This is a genomic window from Zarconia sp., from assembly GCF_057467645.1.
This window is the reverse complement of sequence record NZ_JBRJXU010000122.1, coordinates 34,361-51,087: the sequence shown is the minus strand read 5'-3', so window position 1 is coordinate 51,087 and position 16,727 is coordinate 34,361. Positions and strand designations below refer to the sequence as shown.

Annotated in this window: 15 protein-coding genes and 1 tRNA gene; 6 read left to right on the top strand and 10 right to left on the bottom strand. The window is 50.0% G+C overall.

What is annotated here, in order from left to right; all coding sequences use genetic code 11:
• Positions 1-1,201 precede the first annotated feature (1,201 nt).
• The gene (gmd, locus tag AC2215_RS18810; protein ID WP_486811536.1) at positions 1,202-2,272 is read left to right on the top strand and encodes a GDP-mannose 4,6-dehydratase; all 1,071 of its coding nucleotides are present in this window, start codon (positions 1,202-1,204) and stop codon (positions 2,270-2,272) included.
• Positions 2,273-2,397: 125 nt separating this feature from the next.
• Complete coding sequence (locus tag AC2215_RS18805; RefSeq protein WP_486811535.1) at positions 2,398-3,339, top strand: GDP-L-fucose synthase family protein; 942 nt, start codon at positions 2,398-2,400, stop codon at positions 3,337-3,339.
• 103 nt (positions 3,340-3,442) lie between these two features.
• Here AC2215_RS18805 and AC2215_RS18800 read toward each other — a convergent pair whose 3' ends face one another.
• From AC2215_RS18800 to AC2215_RS18770, 7 genes are all read right to left on the bottom strand, one after another.
• Positions 3,443-4,075: a YqiA/YcfP family alpha/beta fold hydrolase gene (locus AC2215_RS18800; protein ID WP_486811534.1), complete on the bottom strand. Its 633-nt coding sequence runs from the start codon at positions 4,073-4,075 to the stop codon at positions 3,443-3,445.
• Between the two features lie 365 nt (positions 4,076-4,440).
• Positions 4,441-5,595, bottom strand: a complete 1,155-nt coding sequence (locus AC2215_RS18795; protein WP_486811585.1) for a pyridoxal-phosphate-dependent aminotransferase family protein — start codon at positions 5,593-5,595, stop codon at positions 4,441-4,443.
• 143 nt (positions 5,596-5,738) lie between these two features.
• Positions 5,739-6,017, bottom strand: a complete 279-nt coding sequence (locus AC2215_RS18790) for a DUF5340 domain-containing protein (RefSeq protein ID WP_486811533.1) — start codon at positions 6,015-6,017, stop codon at positions 5,739-5,741.
• Positions 6,018-6,455: 438 nt separating this feature from the next.
• Positions 6,456-7,361: an indole-3-glycerol phosphate synthase TrpC gene (gene trpC / locus AC2215_RS18785; protein ID WP_486811532.1), complete on the bottom strand. Its 906-nt coding sequence runs from the start codon at positions 7,359-7,361 to the stop codon at positions 6,456-6,458.
• Positions 7,362-7,531: 170 nt separating this feature from the next.
• Positions 7,532-7,616, bottom strand: a tRNA-Ser gene (locus tag AC2215_RS18780).
• Positions 7,617-7,747: 131 nt separating this feature from the next.
• A complete protein-coding gene (locus tag AC2215_RS18775) occupies positions 7,748-8,653 on the bottom strand; it encodes a TIGR04168 family protein (protein ID WP_486811531.1) in 906 nt (301 codons plus the stop codon).
• 74 nt (positions 8,654-8,727) lie between these two features.
• Entirely contained in the window at positions 8,728-9,243 is a 516-nt protein-coding gene (locus tag AC2215_RS18770) for a hypothetical protein (RefSeq protein ID WP_486811530.1), read from the bottom strand.
• Between the two features lie 206 nt (positions 9,244-9,449).
• On the opposite strand from AC2215_RS18770, the gene pirA reads away from it, so the two are divergent.
• The 3 genes from pirA (at position 9,450) to AC2215_RS18755 (ending at position 12,189) form a co-directional block, all read left to right on the top strand.
• Positions 9,450-9,605 (top strand): arginine synthesis PII-interacting regulator PirA, encoded by a 156-nt coding sequence (pirA, locus tag AC2215_RS18765; protein WP_486811529.1) that lies wholly within the window; start codon positions 9,450-9,452, stop codon positions 9,603-9,605.
• Positions 9,606-9,898: 293 nt separating this feature from the next.
• Positions 9,899-11,071, top strand: a complete 1,173-nt coding sequence (locus AC2215_RS18760) for a pyridoxal phosphate-dependent aminotransferase (protein ID WP_486811528.1) — start codon at positions 9,899-9,901, stop codon at positions 11,069-11,071.
• A gap of 113 nt (positions 11,072-11,184) precedes the next feature.
• Positions 11,185-12,189, top strand: a complete 1,005-nt coding sequence (locus tag AC2215_RS18755; protein WP_486811527.1) for a hypothetical protein — start codon at positions 11,185-11,187, stop codon at positions 12,187-12,189.
• Positions 12,190-12,418: 229 nt separating this feature from the next.
• On the opposite strand, the gene AC2215_RS18750 is transcribed toward AC2215_RS18755, so the two are convergent.
• Positions 12,419-13,651: a methionine gamma-lyase family protein gene (locus AC2215_RS18750; protein WP_486811526.1), complete on the bottom strand. Its 1,233-nt coding sequence runs from the start codon at positions 13,649-13,651 to the stop codon at positions 12,419-12,421.
• 188 nt (positions 13,652-13,839) lie between these two features.
• On the opposite strand from AC2215_RS18750, the gene AC2215_RS18745 reads away from it, so the two are divergent.
• Positions 13,840-14,679: an acyl-CoA desaturase gene (locus AC2215_RS18745; protein WP_486811525.1), complete on the top strand. Its 840-nt coding sequence runs from the start codon at positions 13,840-13,842 to the stop codon at positions 14,677-14,679.
• Between the two features lie 261 nt (positions 14,680-14,940).
• On the opposite strand, the gene AC2215_RS18740 is transcribed toward AC2215_RS18745, so the two are convergent.
• Together AC2215_RS18740 and AC2215_RS18735 are read right to left on the bottom strand one after the other, a co-directional pair.
• Positions 14,941-16,206: a glutamate-5-semialdehyde dehydrogenase gene (locus AC2215_RS18740; protein WP_486811524.1), complete on the bottom strand. Its 1,266-nt coding sequence runs from the start codon at positions 16,204-16,206 to the stop codon at positions 14,941-14,943.
• Between the two features lie 4 nt (positions 16,207-16,210).
• Positions 16,211-16,603, bottom strand: coding sequence for a hypothetical protein (locus AC2215_RS18735; protein ID WP_486811523.1), 393 nt, complete (start codon positions 16,601-16,603; stop codon positions 16,211-16,213).
• Positions 16,604-16,727 lie beyond the last annotated feature (124 nt).

Sequence of the window (16,727 nt, the reverse complement as noted above, 5' to 3'; positions counted from 1 at the left end):
ATGATGACGTAGATAACTTCATTTTTTCAATCGTTTAATGAAAAGCTTGATATTCGCACTCAAGCTTTTCAAATTAATATTCTACTCATTTAATTAAACTTTAGCATCTGTGTCTCAAGTCACTGATCGGCGCTCGTTTGCAATCCTGAAGGTTGGAAAAAAAATACTTGGATAGTTGTGCGATGTATGACTTTTTCCAAGATGTTAAATTTCCGTAGTTCGAGAAATTTGTTAACATCAGTTCGGGATAAAGCAGTTTCCGGTTAACGTGGGGAATAGGGAACGGGGAATGGGGAATGGAGTTTTACCCTCACCCGAAGAAGAAATTGACCCTAGTGTGGTGTGCTAGATTCGAGTCCGTCCCAACACGATCTCGAACCCCCAGACCGCTCGAACTTCTCCGGGGGTCGCTATTTCCTGCTGTGTCTTAACCCGAATTCACGTTAAATTAGATGTTCTAGGGCATGTCATCTATTCAATCTAGAACCCTTTCTACATCGGGATTTGAGAGCAAGCAAGCAAAAATATATAAAACAGCCATAATCTATGCCAGTTCCAGGATGTAAGTAGGTCGGTTCTGAAAAGCTTAGTTGTGTTACAGCAACACAACTCCTGTTTTGACCAAGGAGAGGAGTTGTATTTATTTACATTTAGTTACATTTTTAGTAACACCTATCTACTTACAGCCATTGGTGAAAGGTTAAGGAAATTACTCGTTTGTCAAGCGCCACATTTAGTGTTGTTACTCTAAATGTTATCTAGATCTAGACGCTCTCGGATGATAGACCAACACTTGGGATTCACACCTAAAACCCAAAACTATTCCCTATTCCCCATTCCCCATTCCCCATTCCCCATTCCCCTTGACAAGTGACATACAAGCTTAACCTGTCACCAATGACTTACAGCTAATTGATGAAAAATTTTAGCTATTCGGAAATCCAAAGACAATAAAGTTTTTACAAATTTTATCTGTAAATTCTCGTGAAAATACTGAAAATAGATGTTCCGTTTCAGAACTTCAACCGAGAAATCAGTCTAAATACGATCGAAATACAACTCAGCCTAAGGAGATCGATCGTCTCTACGTATCTACTCGGACGTGTCTACCCGGAAGGCAACTCCAAAAAATCTATGTCAACCTAGACTGAGGGGCAATTGCGATCGCCCCCGCCTGCTCAGTCAGAAAGGAAGACAAAGTATGACCCAACCTAAGCGTGCCCTCATCACTGGTGTCACAGGTCAAGATGGCTCTTACCTCGCCGAGTTGTTACTCGAAAAAGGTTACGAAGTCCATGGAATTATTCGTCGAACTTCTACATTCAATACCGATCGCATCGATCATATTTACATCGATCCCCACAACCCCCAAGCTCGGTTGTTCTTACACTACGGCGATTTGACCGACGGAACGACCCTGCGTCGAATCTTAGAAGAAGTTCAGCCCGTCGAAATCTACAACCTCGGGGCTCAATCCCACGTTCGAGTCAGTTTTGACTCCCCCGAATATACCGTCGATACCGTCGCAATGGGTGCGCTGCGACTGTTAGAAGCGATTCGAGAATATCAGCAACGTACGGGAATTGAAGTTCGCTTCTATCAAGCCGGTTCCTCTGAGATGTACGGTAAAGTCCTAGAAGTGCCTCAGAAGGAAACCACCCCTTTCTACCCCCGCAGTCCCTACTCTTGCGCTAAAGTTTACGCCCACTGGCAAACCATCAATTATCGCGAATCCTACGATCTGTTTGCCTGCAATGGGATTCTCTTCAACCATGAAAGTCCCCGGCGCGGCGAAACCTTTGTCACCCGCAAAATTACTCGGGCCGTGGCGCGAATCGTTGCGGGCAAGCAAAAAGACTTGTACCTGGGTAACCTCGATTCCAAGCGGGACTGGGGTTATGCCAAAGACTACGTCAAAGCGATGTGGCTGATGCTCCAGCAAGACAAGCCAGACGATTACGTCATTGCCACCAACGAAACCCACGAAATCCGGGAGTTTCTCGATATTGCTTTTAGCTACGTCAACTTGAACTGGCAAGATTACGTGAAGTTCGACGAGCGTTACCTGCGTCCGGCTGAAGTAGATTTGCTCATCGGCGATCCCGCGAAAGCCAAGAAACAGCTCGGCTGGGAACCCAGCGTCACCTTCGAGGAGTTGGTGAAGTTGATGGTGGATGCCGACCTGTCTGCTTTGGGAATCGTTCCTTCTAACGGCAAAACCGTCGAAGATCGAGCTTTTATCCGTTTAGAGGCGCTCAGCACGGTTGATTGAGGCATCGACACGAGCTATAACAAGCGAAGACATGGTAGGTGGAAGATCGAAAATCTGACACCTTACCATTCAGGGTTCGATCTATCCCAATCGAAATACGATATTGAGTGTAGGAGCAGAATGTAATGACAGGTTTAGACCTCCAAGACAAGCGGATCTTAGTCACGGGTGGTGCTGGGTTTCTCGGTCGTCAAGTGATTGCCCAGCTCGAACAAGCCGGTGCGAATCCTGATAAAATTACCGTTCCTCGATCGAGCGAGTACGATCTGTGCGTGATGGAAAACTGCCAGCGCGCAGCGGCACATCAAGACATCATCATTCACCTTGCCGCCCATGTGGGAGGTATTGGTTTGAATCGGGAAAAACCCGCCGAACTGTTTTACGACAACCTGATGATGGGCGCTCAACTGATTCACGCGGCCTATCAAGCGGGTGTAGAAAAGTTTGTTTGCGTGGGAACCATTTGCGCCTATCCCAAATTTACCCCCGTCCCCTTTAAAGAGGACGATATTTGGAACGGATACCCCGAAGAAACCAACGCACCGTACGGGGTCGCTAAAAAAGCTCTGTTGGTTCAACTTCAAGCCTACCGCCAGCAGTACGGATTTAACGGGGTTTACTTGTTACCGGTGAATTTGTACGGACCCGAAGATAATTTCAACCCCAACAGTTCTCACGTCATTCCGGCTCTGATTGATAAAGTCCACCACGCCCAAAAACAAGGACAGAAGAAACTTCAAGTTTGGGGCGATGGTTCTCCTACTCGCGAATTCCTCTACTCCACCGATGCCGCTCGTGGAATTGTAATGGCGACCCAGCTTTACGATGAATCGGAACCGGTGAACTTGGGAACCAATTACGAAATCTCCATTCGCGATTTAGTCGAACTCATTTGCGAGTTGATGGAATTTGACGGCGAAATTATCTGGGAAACAGACAAACCCAACGGTCAACCCCGTCGCTGTTTGGATACGGAACGGGCGAAAAAAGCATTTGGCTTTACTGCCGAGATGGAGTTCAAGCAGGGATTGAAAAATACGATCGATTGGTATCGCCAGCAAGGCTAAGTAATCGCTGTCGATCGACTCTCAATAGAATTCAGGGTGTGAACGTGATCAAAACCATTATCGAGTAGGGCATTTTTGCTCTACTCGATTTGTGCGTTTGGGATTAAGCGACCGGACAAAATCTCTGAATTTCTTGCCAAATCCGCGCCATGGCATCTCCCAAACCGTGGTTGCTTTCAAGTTCGATTAATTTCACCCAAGGGCGAGTGCGGGCGTAATCGCGACTGACTTGAATCGGAATCACTTCATCGGCGATGCCGTGGAGAATTAACGTTTCGATCGGGCGCTGGAGTTGAGCTTCCGAATATTGCTGGCAATCGAGAACGAACTCATAGTGCAGGGGTAATACCTTCTGTTCGCCAAAATGATACACCGATAACGTTCCCGAGGATTTCCACCGTTCGAGGACCGAGGCTTCCAAGGTGGGCAACCAACAGTCTATAAATTGAAAGGCAGGCGCGAGTAAAATCAGACGATCGACCTGGGGATTATTCTGACCTACCCATGCAGCAGTCAACCCCCCAAAACTCGACCCGATAATCGTTGTCGATCGATCGGATAAAACGCGCGTCACCTGCTGTAATTGTCGGGTGAGCGTGAGATGGGGAAAATCACCATCGTTGAGATCCAACACCTGTAAATTGAGTTGTCCCTCCCGAAAGCGATCGCCCAAAAACTGAGCTTTGGTCGATTTCGGTCCCGAGGCAAATCCGTGTAAGTAAAAGTAGTCGTGCATGGTTCACAAGTAATCAGCGATCGGTAATCAGTAATAAGTTTGACCTGTGCTGAAAATCAGAGGATTCAACAAATGAATGGGGTCTGAATTTTTTCTTCATTCATGAAGAGGCAGACGTTCCTTTTGATTCGGGCTTAACTTATACAACCGATCGCCGATCGCCGATCGCTGATTACTTCAGTCCGAAGACCTTTGGTGAAGATGCTCGAATAACTCGTGTATGGGGAACTGGGGAGACTAGACGCGAGTAAGATCTTGCGACCTTATACTGATTGCTGTCTCCACCACTCGAACCCCATCACCGGTTGATGCGATTTACGCGAACGTTCTCCAAAGCCGTCGGCGTTGTCGGGCGATATCTTATCCTAGACGCGACCGAACACCTCAGCTGCTGCTGCCACACCCGCACCGGGGGTAAACCCTTCGCATTCCAACTCCTGCAGAGTCGCTTCGAGGGCGGCGATCGCGCACAAAATATCTCGATCGCACACAAAGCCTAAGTGACCGATGCGAAAGATTTTTCCTTTCAAGCTATCTTGTCCCCCTGCTAGGGCAATATCGAATTGCTTGCGCATGACAGATCGCACTTTTTCGGCTTCCACTTGCAAGGGGGCCACGGCCGTCACCGCAGGGCTGGCGCACTCATCAGGTCCCAATAAGGGCAAATCCAACGCTTTAACCGCTGCTCGCGTGGCTTCCATCATCCGTTTGTGTCGGGCGAAGATATTTTCTAGCCCTTCCCCTTTCATCATCTCCAGGGTGGCCCGCAGGGCAAAAAATAGGTTCACCGGAGGGGTAAAGGGATTGCTATTTTTGGCGGCAGTTTTGCTGTACTTACCCAAATCGAGATAGTAGCGGGGCAACGTCGCAGTTTTATAGGCTTCCCAAGCTTTCGGACTCACAGCCACAAATCCCAGACCTGGCGGAATCATATATCCTTTCTGGGAACCCGATGCCACCACATCCAAACCCCACTCGTCAATGGGAACGCTGCAGGCCCCCAAACTGGTAACCGCATCGACAATTATCAACGCTTCCCCGTGGGCTTTAACGTAGCCGTTGATCGTCTCGAGGTCGTTGAGTACCCCGGTCGAAGTTTCGCTGTGGGTGAGGATAACCGCTTTGATTTGTTTTTCGGTATCCGCTTCAAGTTGGGCGCGAAATGCTTCGGGATCGAGGGGATGTCCCCATTCGGCCGTAATGGTTTCAACGTTCAATCCGTACGCGCGAGCCACTTCGACCCAGCGTTCGCCGAACTTCCCATTCGCGCCGGCGAGGACCCGATCGCCCGGACTGAGGAAATTGATAATTCCCGCTTCCATCGCGCCGGTACCGCTGGCGGTCAAAATCAACACGTCATTTTGAGTCTGGTGCAGCCACTTCAGCCCTTCGGTGACCTGGGCCATAATTTTAGTAAACCCATCGCTGCGGTGACCGATGGGATGCTTGGACAGTTCGAGCAGGGCTTGCTCCGGCACCGGAGTCGGTCCGGGAATCATCAGCATTTGTTTGTCTTCCATGGATTCGTCCTCATTCGTCAGAGTATGGGAAAATAACGCACGGGCAATACGTGGATCTACTTTACCCATGCCGATCTTCGAGTTTCCCAATCTTAATAGGCTCTTAATAGGTCATCGCGCCCAGAATCGTCGCTCGGAATCCTTTAACTGGGAGGTTGGGGATCGCGAACCATCACATTTGAGGTCGATTCCGGTTCCAGGGGTCGGTGGGTAGACCAACGGGACTCTACGGGAATATTAGCGTACCGACAGCTTTCTTCCAATCGCTTTTGCTGGGCAAATGCTTTGCGAAGGGTGGCAATGAGCTGATTGGTTTGCTCTCTTTGAGCGGAATGGGGGCCTAGGGCAAACAGGGTCTGACGTTCGAGTAATTGGAGTAAGAGTTCGTAGTGAACGTGAGATGGCAGGGGTATCGGGTTCATCGGTACTGAGTGACCTCCAGCAAATATCAAAGCGTACTATCATCAAGTCGAATCGCAAAACCTCGATCGGATTCGGCGAACCCATTGACTTCCCATCACTTTCCCCGGTTGAGGAAGGCACAATTGGTAGACTCCAAAGGATCGATCCAGTTGAAGCACGGGTTTATTGACACTCCCCCACGTGAAAGATGGGGGATTCTTGGTTCATCAATCCGGACTTACACAGAAATCATCTGGCGAGATCGAGCAGAGCCCTAGATTTTCCCAAGCGTTTCGAGATTGCTCTCTCAGTTTCCAAGTGTCCCTCGGTACTGTATGTATCGTTGAGTTTGAGATAACGATATCTTAATCATTTTAATACTTTGCCCCTAGGCGTGCCCAACACTAGACTGGCAAACCCTTGACTATTTGTCATTTTTAGGGGTGAAACTGAAGGGGTTAGAAACGGTGTTCCCGGGTGCAATTGGCAAATAAAGTGGTAATTGCTGCGGCGGGATCGGGTTGTTTGACAAGGGATTCGCCAATCAACACGGCATTGGCACCGGCAGTTTTGACGCGCTCCAAGTCTTCGGGCACGTGTAATCCGGACTCGCTCACCAGGAGTATGTCCCGCTCTTCTAAAATGGTGCGATGCTCTTGCAAAATATTACAAGTTGTTGCTAAATCGACGGAAAAATCTTCAAGATTGCGGTTGTTGATACCCACAAGCGTCACGCCATCGAGGGACAGGACCCGATCGAACTCCTCTAGGGTATGCACTTCAATCAGAGCCGCCATCCCCAAGGTTTTGGTGATTTTGATGAAATATTGCAAATCTCGATCGCTCAAAATCGAAGCAATCAGCAATACCGCATCGGCACCGCGAGAGCGAGCTAGATAGATCTGATAGGGGTAGATGATAAATTCTTTACACAGAATCGGGAGTTCGACGCGCTCTCGAACGGCTTGGAGATAGTCGAAGCTGCCTTGAAAAAATTTGCGATCGGTCAAAACGGACAAGCAACTCGCCCCACCTTTTTGATAGGATTCGGCGATCGCCACCGGATCGAAATCCTCTCGAATCACCCCTTTGCTCGGAGAGGCTTTTTTGACTTCCGCAATCAATGCCGGTTGGGTGTTTCCAGACCGCAGTGCTGCGATGAAATCCCGCACTGGGGGAGCAGTCGGCAGGCGACGGGACAAATCTTTGAGTGAAAGGCCCTCCCGCATGCGATCGACTTCCACTTCTTTGTGCCAGACAATTTCTTCGAGAATGTGTTGGGGCTTTTCTTGGGGTAGGGGAACCCGATACTGGCAGGTATCGACGGTAATTGCGGAATTGGACAAATGGCGGCGAATTTGCATAGTCGAGCAATAGATCGAGGGGTTAGGCGGGTTCGCTCCGAAACGAATCCAGCATCGGCACTGCGGGATTCTCGCAGGTACACAGTAGCTTACCATCGAAAATTCACCATCGGCGAGTACCGATGGCTTCAAGAGACGATCGCGTTTGTCAGAGAACGAATTGTTCAGAACGGAGAGAGGGAGATTCGAACTCCCGGAAGCTTTCACTTCATCCGATTTCAAGTCGGACGCAATCGACCACTCTGCCATCTCTCCAGGATGCACTTTTTATCTTAACCCAACTTCTCGATCGGGGGAATTTTTTGGGGGAAGCGTTGGGGGCTTCGGGAGAAATTCATCTCCATCACCCATCCCCCCATCACCGCGTCACCGCGTCCTCCACATCCCTAACCCCCATACAGGATTTCTTCTTCGGCAATTCGACCGCGCGCGTCTACCCACGCCAGGGAAATATGGATAACTCTATCTTCGACCAAAGTGACGAGGGAAAAATTTCGCAAACCGCGATCGCGATCCATTCGAGGAACCCTAGCAGCATTTAAGTAGATCGTGCCTTCTGGGGCGAATTCGATCGCCTGACGCCGTTGCGTTTTAGTATGGCGGAGATTGTGATGCATATGGCCGAAAGTGACCAGGGGAATCGTTTTTCCGAGTTGATGTACCCGAGCAATTGCCGCTTCAAAATCGGGGTCGCCATGGTCGCCGCCAATGGGTTCCCAGTCTTTGCCGCAAATATCTTCAGGTAAGTCTCCCAAACCCGTAGGACCGTTATGACCTAAAAAAACGATTCGGTCGTACGCGGCATCTTTGGCCGCCGAAACCATCCGTTCTACCGACTCTTCCTCATCGGAAATCCCGAACCACTCGCGATAGAAGTCTCGATATTTCTTCCAATTGGAACCGCCCCAACTAAAAGGACGACTGCCGACCACCGTTAGTTGCAGTTTTGGAAAGTCGAGGGCGCGATATCCCACCCGCACGTCTTCGAGTAGGTGGAATTGCTCCTTGAGCCAATCTTCTTCGGGTCGCTGGTAGGGACATCGCTTGCGACCCCAAGGTGTGGCGGTGTACCAGGCATCGTGATTGCCGAAAATGGTGGCTTTAGGAAGAGGGAGGTTGGCGATTGCGCGGACGATGGGAACGGACTCGTTACCAAAGTCGCCGACAAATAAGACTAAATCGACACTGAGGTTTTGAAGGGCGCTTGCGTCGGTTTCGTCCCATTGGTCGTGAACGTCGCCAACCACGGCAATTCGGATGGGTTGCTCGCGAGGATTCTCAGAGCTACTCATGGCTCAACGGTTTTGTATTGTTTTGGATGGTTGCTGTGGGTTTCGCGGACCGGTTTCCCACTTCGAGTCTAACCTTACTCCACACTGGGGGCGCAGTAACGGTTGACATCTCCGGCGAGGCGATCGGCATTTTCGGCGGATTGAGTCACGGAAATCCCCACTTGCCGGACGTTAGAGACGGCTTGTTTGACCTGTTGCTGACCGGTTTGGGTGACATCGGCTTCGTTGGCGAGGGTGAGCGCCTCGCCGAGTTTGCGAAAATCTTGAGACAGTTCGCGATAGACCCGCACGAAGTTGCCTCGATAGTGCCGCAGGTTGGGATCGGTTAGTTCGGCTCCTCCCAGCTTGAGGGTAATGCCTTCGAGTTCGCTAGCCAACTGATGGGTGGAAATTTCATCTTTGGCTTGAAATGCCAGCACTTTGGCGTGTCCCTCGTTGAGGATTTCGTTGAGTCGATTGCATTGGGCCACTTGCTTGGCGGCCAAGATATAACGGGAAATAAAGTACGTGACTCCCGCACTAGCGAGCAGGAAGGCGATCGTCACGCTCAGTTGCGCGAGTTTAAATCGGTTGCGGGGTTTACGAGTCATCCATCATGTTTTCAAAGAATCATCCCGATCGTACAGCAAGACCGCTTACAGCCCATCAAGAAATCGTTACGAATCTTGACCAAGTGCGGGTTCTATGACTCAATATCGATCTCAGCTTTCAAAAAATAAACATTTTGTCAAATAAGATACAGTAATAAAAATAATATGTTATGTTTATAGTGTAACGCTACAGCTTAGATCCCCAAATGAACAAGAATCGCAAACAACTCGTTCAGCAGGCCGCAGCTACTCATCGTGCTGCTTTGAGAAAATCACTAGAGCATCGGCTGGAAATTGCCAGAGCGAGTGGTAATCAAAGATTAATTCGCCTATTAGAGCAAGAAGCAGAATATTTAGGCTAGATGCGCGCGTCAAGGGTAAACATAATACGATCGAGAGGGAGATAACGCCCTCTTTTTTTATGTCCACCGCCATATTAACTAGGATTCTCGCAAACGTAGGCAGGGGGGTTCGGAGGTCGGGGAAGCAGGGGGGAAACCTCAGTACGATCGCACAATTCTCCGGTGTTGTCCGCGTCCGCCCTGGCGGTTGCCATAACGATTTCTCTCCTCCTTACTAACACACCCCCATACCGAGATCGCCAGTTGGGAACGATTTGGGAGACAATGAAACCCGAAGCTAGGGGAGTCAGTCGATGAAACCCTTCACATCTCGGATGCAGGCGGTGCAGTCGCCGATTATACCCATCGTTGGGGAACTCATTCGCCGCCATCCCGGTACGATTTCCCTCGGGCAGGGGGTCGTGTACTATCCACCGCCTCCGGAAGCCATGGAAGGTTTATCGGAGTTCCTGGCAGATCCCAGGCATCATTTATATGGGTCGGTGGTGGGGATTCCCCCGTTGCTCGATGCGATCGCCGCGAAACTCGAATCAGATAACGGCATTCCCCTCGACAATCGCCGCAGCGTCGTTGTCACTGCCGGTAGCAATATGGCATTTACGAACGCGGTATTGGCGATTACCCAACCTGGCGACGAGATTATTCTCCCCACTCCCTACTATTTCAATCACGAAATGGCGATCGCGATCGCCAGTTGCCGTCCGGTACTCGTTCCCACCGACGAGGATTACCAACTGCGTCCGGAAGCCATTTTAGAGGCGATTTCCGACAAAACGCGGGCGGTGGTGACGATTTCCCCCAACAATCCCACTGGGGCGGTGTATTCAGAGGAGGCGTTGCGCCAAGTCAATCGCATTTGCGCCGAACGCGGGATTTATCATATCAGCGACGAAGCTTACGAATACTTTATCTACGACGGCGCGCGCCACGTCTCCCCCGCCTCGTTTGCGGATAGTTTCGATCGCACCATCTCCCTGTTCAGCCTTTCCAAAGCTTACGGATTTGCCAGCTGGCGCATTGGCTATATGGTGCTGCCGAATCATCTGGTAGATGCCGTCAAGAAGATTCAGGATACGATTCTGATTTGCCCGCCAGTCGTCTCGCAGTATGCGGCATTGGGGGCGTTGCAAGTGGGGGCGAGTTACTGCCGAGGACATCTCGAAACCATCGCTTCCATTCGAGAAATTGTTCTCGATGCCTTGAAACCTTTGGAGGGTTTGTGTACGATCGCTCCAGCACGGGGGGCGTTTTACGTTTTTGTGAAGGTGAATGCCCAAATTGAGGCCCTCGAACTCGTCGAATGTTTGATTCGCGACTATCAGGTGGCGGTGATTCCCGGTACGACGTTTGGCATGGAGGATGGGTGCTATCTGCGAGTGGCATACGGGGCGCTGAAGCCGGAAACCGTGGCTGAAGGAATCGATCGATTGGTTCGCGGTTTGAAGGCAATTTTGGACAATGGATAATTGACGAACGGATAATTGACAATGGAATTCAAAATTTTCTTCATCCGTCATCCCCCAATTCCGCCCTGGGGTATTTCCGAATTCTTCCGAACAAGCGTGCAGCAGGATCTCCTATGACCGGTATCTTTGAGGTGATCCAATGGTGTTTGGCGATTTTAGCGGGCTTTTTAGCGCTCCTTAACGCCATTGTTGCCATTTCCGACGGGGCGATCGTGCCGGTAATTTTATTCGCCTTAGCCTGTGCGATCGTTTTACCCCCACTTCAACCGTCGATCGATGAAAAGTTACCCTTTTTACGCCCCAAACCGCTGAAAATTTTTCTATGTGTTTTCTTGATGGCGATCGCCCCCTTCACATTTAGAAACTTTCTGGCGAGTTTGGGGAACGTTCGTTTGTGTGCGGTTCCCGAGTCGGGAGTTTGCACCGAAGATATCCGCATGTTTCCTCGCAATACTTCGACCCTCTATATCAGTACAACTCCTAATTGGATTGCCCAGAAAACGCCGATAAATCTCGAACTGACCTATATACCGGAACCCGGTCAAGTCTCGATCGTCAAAACTCAGACTATCCCTCTCAACGTCGACAATGGAACGACACAGATCGAGTTCCCCGTTGAGAACTTACCCATTGGCGCTTACCGGCTAAATTTAATCTCAGAGAATAACAATTTTTCGGCAAAAGAATTAGAATTTACCGTTTGGGACTCTCCAGAAACCATCGAGACTCTTCAATCTCTCGAATCATCACCGGTTACTCTCAAAGCTCTCAAACTTTGCCACCAACTCGAAGAACTCACCAATCCGATGTTTGAGGCTTGGCAATGTACCGCGAACGAATCGGTTTTTCCGTCGCAAATGAAAGCAGCGATCGCGAATATCGATTTAAAAAATGTTAGTGATAATACCAAAATTACATTTATTTGGCGCTATCTTACCGAGGGAGAAAAACCCGTAGAACTCAAGGAAACAAAAACGATCGAAACTAACGTCAGTTCGATCGTTTTTACCTTAGCCAGTGAAGATGGATTTGCCCCTGGAAACTACGAAATATTGGTGTATCCCGAATCTCAGAACGCGCAGCCGATTTTTAGAGTTTTTTCCGTGGAAGCTTCATAAGTAAGAACGCCATGTGCAACTTAATTCTCCAAAATCCTCTCGCACGGGGGGAAGGGGGAAGGGGAAAAGGGGGATAAGTCTACTCGCTCACCATCCTTTCGAGTGCAAAAAGAGCGCACACCGCGTTAATAGTAATACCATCGTTGATGTTTTCTGCTTAATGAGCTGATGGCTGATGGCTAAGAGCTAAATGCTTACGCTGCAACACCGGAGGCAAAGACCCGATCCCCTACTGCGATGCCAGTCCTACCGCCTCGATCGCCGCTTTGAGGGCGATCGCCACTTGCGTCCAGTGGGTTCCTCCCTGACAAAAAGCAATGTAAGGTTCTCGCAACGGGCCATCTGCCGATAATTCCGAAGTACTCCCATCGATAAACGTTCCCCCCGCCATCACCAACTCACTTTCATATCCCGGCATATTCGCCGGAACCGGATCGAGGTAAGAATCCACCGGGGAATGTTTCTGAATCGCCCGACAGAAAGCAATCAGCTTATCTGCCGATCCAAATTCGATCGCCTGAATCGTATCTCGCCGAGGTTCTGCGGGCAGGGGATTGACGCGATATCCCAATCGATCGAACACAGATGCCGTCAAATAGCTACCCTTAATCGCTTCTCCCACCATTTGTGGGGCGAGGTACAATCCCTGGAACAGCAACCGATTTTGGTGGAATGTCGCACCGCCAGAACTGCCGATGCCGGGGGCTGTGAGGCGACAGGCTGCCGCTTCCACCAGGTCGGCTTTTCCGGCAATATACCCCCCGGCAGTAACGATCGTCCCACCGGGATTTTTAATTAACGATCCGGCCATCAAATCCGCCCCCACCGCCGTCGGTTCGCGATCTTCGACGAACTCGCCGTAGCAGTTATCCACAAAGCAAATCGTGTTGGGGTTTTGGGCTTTGACGGACTTGACAATTTTTTCGATATCGTCAATGGAGAGACTCGATCGCCAGGAGTAACCGCACGATCGCTGAATGAAGACCAAGCGCGTTTCCTCCCGAACCGCCGATGCTAGCCCATCCCAGTCAATTTTGCCGTCTGCGAGGGGCAACTGACGGTAGTCGATCCCAAATTCTAATAGAGATCCCTGACCTCGACCCCGCAAACCAATTACTTCTTCTAATGTGTCGTAGGGCGCGCCCGCGACGGCGAGCATTTCGTCTCCCGGTCGCAACACCCCGTACAAGGCACAGGCGATCGCATGGGTTCCCGAAACCAACTGCACTCGAACGATTGCCGCTTCTGCCTCCAGCGCCTGGGCAAAGACGCGATCGAGGGTTTGGCGACCTAAATCGTCGTGACCGTAGCCCGAGACGCTTGAAAAGTGCCCGACTCCGACTCGATGTTGGCGAAAAGCACCCAGCACGCGCTCGAGTCTGCGTTCGATGGTATTATCGATCTCCCAAAATATTGGTCTGAGTGCTTTTTGGGCATCTTGAAGGTAGTTACGAGCATCCATTTATCGTTCGATATCGTTGAATAATGACCAGACCTGCTAACAGGTATTGGAGTGAAAGTCAAGAATTTTTAGGGTCGATCGAAACACCGTACGGTCTCTATCAAATCATACTTGCCGTGCCTAGAAACCCATATTCTGCTAGAATTCAACAGGTTGACACAAAATTAAATACAATTCAAGGTCATTGCATGACGATTGCAACTTCTCAAAAGCTACCACTCAATTGGTATGCGATTATATGGATTGGTGGTCTGCACATACTTGCTTGTCTAGCATTTTTCCCGAGTAACTTTAGTTGGTCCGCAGTTGGTGTAGCCTTGTTGTTGCACTGGATTACGGGCGGAGTGGGAATCACCCTCGGCTGGCATCGTCTTGTCAGTCATCGCAGTTTTCAAGTGCCGAAATGGCTCGAATACTTCTTGGTTTTATGCGGTACTCTAAGCTGTCAAGCTGGGCCCCTCGATTGGATCGGGATGCACCGGATCCATCACCTTCATTCCGATAAAGACTTCGATCCCCATAACTCTAATAAAGGGTTTTGGTGGAGTCACGTTGTTTGGATGTTATACGATATTCCTGCTAATTCTGAAGTTCATAAGTTTACTAAAGATATTGCGGACGATCCGTTCTATCAATTTTGCCAAAAATACTTTATTCCCATTCAGTTTGCATTAGGTTTTCTGCTTTATTTATTAGGTGGATTTCCATTCGTAATTTGGGGTATCTTCGTTCGCATGGTCGTGGTTTTTCACTGCACCTGGTTGGTGAATAGCGCCACTCACAAGTTTGGCTATCGGAGTTACAATTCCGAAGATCAGTCCCGCAACTGCTGGTGGGTCGCACTGATGACCTATGGTGAAGGCTGGCACAACAACCATCATACTTTCCAGTACTCCGCCCGTCACGGATTGCACTGGTGGGAAATCGATATCACTTGGATGACGATTCGATTGTTCCAAATTCTCGGATTGGCGACGAACGTAAAGCTGCCGACGGAAGAGCGCCGTCAGGCTCTATCTACCAATTGAGCGATGCAGCGATTTCGAGCGCGTTCGACTTTGTTAGCTTCTGGGAACCTATGCATCTGCTTTGCGGTTAACTTCCTCAGCTTGCCTGCATTCAAACTCTTCCTGGCGAAAATCCCCAGTTGGGAGTAACTGAGTTAGAACGCGATCGCCTTCCATATCTTCAATCCCTTCAGTCTTCCTTTCTTTGAGTGTTGTCGGTCGGTTGGGGGGAATTTTTCATGCAAGCTCGAATCGCAAAATTTGCGGAGTACTTTGTGGCAATTACAGGCGTTCGTGACCTTGAATGATATGCTTGACGGTCATGAGCGATTCGAGACCGATAAACCCTCGCTGATGCCCTTTTCGCGCGGACATCCCCAGTAAAACGCTATGGCCCTGTTTGGGGTTGCGGATAAATCGGGGAGAAGCATTAACGTAAGTCGAAGCGCTATTCACCCCTAAGGTAAACTGGCAGCTTTCTGGATAAGATTCGGTCACCGCACAATCAGCATGACCGCTACTGTCGCGATCGACGATGGCGATCGCCATCTCTAAGGATTCAACCCGTTTCAAAGCCACGGTTCGGGTTAAATAGGCACTCGTCCATTCCGAAGTCTGCACAAGTTTGAGGTCTCGAAATTCTGCGACCAATGCTTCGTCGCCGCGAACTTCAAACCCTCGTTCTCGCAGCGCGTTCAAAAGCATTGCCACTGAGGACGAGTTGAGTTCGCGATGAATCAACACCTTCTCGATCGCATTCACCGGATCGGGTTGACTTTGGTGGCTGTCGATGACGATATCTCGCACCCGCTCCCAATCTCCAGAGGGCGACCAATACAAGTAACAATTTCCCATTGCAGAGGGCAAAACCGGGACGGTGGCTTGTTGGAGCGTCGATTGAATCAAACTCGAACGACCGTAGGGAATGGCCAAACTCAGATATCGATCTTGGCACACCAACTCTCGAATGGAGTCGCCCCGTTCGGACGGCAAGTGTTGTAGGCAGTCCGGGGGGAAATTCGCCTCCTCTAGAGCCGATTGCAAGACTTGGGCAATGGCGAAATTGGAATGACTGGCCTCGCTACTCCCCTTCAGAATCAGACTGTTCCCTGTTTTCAAACACATCCCGGCCGCGATCGCCCCGAGTTCGGGAAAGGCTTCGTAAATCAGGGCAATGGTTCCCAGGGGAATGAGTTGGCAGTGGGTTTGAGCTGAATCGACTTGATAGGCTGCATTCATCACCCGGCGAATGGGATCGGTCAGCTGAGCCAAGCGCCGGAGAATTTGCACCGTCGTCTGCAATCGTTCGGGGGTAAGTTTAAGCCAATCGAGAACCAAATTCGGTACGGCCATATCCCGGCTGGCTTCCAAGTCCAAAGTATTGGCTTCGAGAATATTTTCCTGCTGGTTTTCGATCTCCGAGGCGATCGCGTCAATTGCCCGATCTCTGCAGCTACTGTCGGTTCGAGCCACCAGCAACGACGATTGGTAGGCGCGCTGCGCCACCTGCGCGGGAGTTGGGGCAGTATCTAGAGAATCGAGCGTCATAGAATTACCGTCTGTAGGCTAACCAGACTAACAATGCCGGAATCGGAACGATCGCGAACACCAGCACGATCCAGAGAATAGCAGGGAAATGTCGGACGAAGAAGAGCAGAACCAGAGGAATCACAACAATCAGCATCGACAGGGGTAAGAAGGTCTCCCTTAAGGTCGTGTCGGTTCGATGCCACTGTCGACCCGTCCAGTGCCAAGTTTTTTTATAAGGGGGGTGGGTTGAGAGTTCTTCCAAAATGCAACCGCTACGATCGACGACAAAGATTTGTTGGCATCGATCGCAACCTAATGCATCAGTCAGCGCAATGGGCTTGAGGCAACCCCGACGACTGCAAACACAGGGATACTCAGCGTTGAGATCGATTTTTTCAGCTTTGTGAGGATACACCAGTGATAAAAACGCAAGACGCAGGAATATTATTACTCATACTAATTGACTCAGCTTCAAACGGAGAGGGGTCGATCGGGTCTGGGTCAATTTTGTAGGAAAGGGGAGATGGGAGACAAGGGAG